Source organism: Amycolatopsis palatopharyngis, assembly GCF_003385185.1.
Classification (GTDB): domain Bacteria; phylum Actinomycetota; class Actinomycetes; order Mycobacteriales; family Pseudonocardiaceae; genus Amycolatopsis; species Amycolatopsis palatopharyngis.
The window spans coordinates 1-1402 of the sequence record NZ_PQHZ01000122.1 but is presented as its reverse complement, the minus strand read 5'-3'; the positions used below and the strand labels follow the sequence as shown (position 1 = coordinate 1402).

Annotated in this window: 1 protein-coding gene; it reads left to right on the top strand. The window is 61.3% G+C overall.

Annotation, left to right across the window (positions count from 1 at the left end; translation table 11 throughout):
* Nucleotides 1–69: 69 nt before the first annotated feature.
* On the top strand, nucleotides 70–1365 hold the full coding sequence (locus tag D0C15_RS33825; protein WP_091677065.1) for an IS256 family transposase: 1296 nt from the start codon (nucleotides 70–72) through the stop codon (nucleotides 1363–1365).
* Nucleotides 1366–1402 lie beyond the last annotated feature (37 nt).

Below are 1402 nucleotides of genomic sequence, written 5' to 3'. Positions count from 1 at the left end.
CTGTCTCAGGATCGGTGTCTTTGGCTCGGACACGCCGGACTGGTTCCGGCGGGATGGGCACAGTGAGTGATGACATCTGATGTTGTGAGCGCTGAGGAGAAGACCACCAGGCCGGCGAGGACGTCGTCGGCGCAGGAGCAGTTGGCGGCCGCGATGGTCGCTCAGGCGCAGGAGCAGGGCTTGGCCCTGACCGGCCCGGACGGGCTGCTGAAGCAGCTGACCAAGACGGTCCTGGAGACCGCGTTGAACGCGGAGATGACCGACCACCTCGGGCATGCCAAGCACCAGGATGAGCCCGGTCGCGTCGGCAGGAACAAACGCAACGGCGTTCGGTCGAAGACCGTGGTGTCGGACGCGGTGGGCGAAGTCGAGGTGGCGGTGCCGCGGGACCGGGAGGGGTCGTTTGACCCGGTGATCGTGAAGAAGCGGCAGCGCAGGCTCGGCAGTGTTGATGAGATTGTATTGTCGTTGTATGCGAAAGGGTTGACGACCGGGGAAATTTCCGCGCATTTCGGCGAGATCTATGGTGCTTCGGTCAGCAAGGAGACGGTGTCGCGAATTACCGATGCCGTCGTTGGCGAGATGGCTGAATGGCAGAGTCGTCCTCTCGATGAAGCGTATGCAGCCGTGTTTATCGATGCTGTGATGGTGAAGGTTCGGGACGGCCAGGTCGCCAACCGTGCATTTTACGCGGCGATCGGGGTGACGCTGGAAGGTCGCAAGGACGTGCTCGGGTTGTGGTCCGGCCCTGGTGGCGAGGGCGCGAAGTTCTGGCTGCAGGTGCTGCAGGACTTGAAGAACAGGGGCATGAAGGACGTGTTCTTCGTGGTCTGCGACGGCCTCAAAGGTTTACCGGATGTGGTGGTGGACGTGTGGCCGCAAGCTCGGGTCCAGACCTGCGTGATCCACTTGATCAGGAATTCGTTCCGGATCGCGTCGAGGCGGGACTGGGACGCATTGAAGAAGGACCTGAAACCGGTTTATTCCGCCGCAACCGTGGGTGCTGCGGAGGTGGCGTTGGACGAACTAGATGAGAAATGGGGTGGCAAGTATTCGGCACTGATTCGCTTGTGGCGTAACGCATGGGAGGAGTTCACGCCGTTCCTCGACTACGATGTGGAGATACGGCGCGTGTTGTGCTCCACGAACGCAATCGAATCGCTGAACGCGCGGTACCGTAAAGCCGTGCGAGCGCGAGGTCATTTCCCTACCGAGCAAGCAGCACTAAAGTGCCTCTACATGGTCACCAGGTCCCTGGACCCGACCGGAAGAGGGCAAGCCCGGTGGACCATGCGATGGAAACCCGCATTGAACGCGTTCGCCAACACGTTCGGTGACCGCTGGCCGGGCGCCGAGAAGTACTAACCACGAACGCCGAAAACACCGTTCCTGTTACAGACCC

Excerpts from the sequence above, each read along its gene's own strand:
- D0C15_RS33825 (WP_091677065.1), top strand. The coding sequence starts at position 70 with ATGACATCTGATGTTGTGAGCGCTGAGGAGAAGACCACCAGGCCGGCG.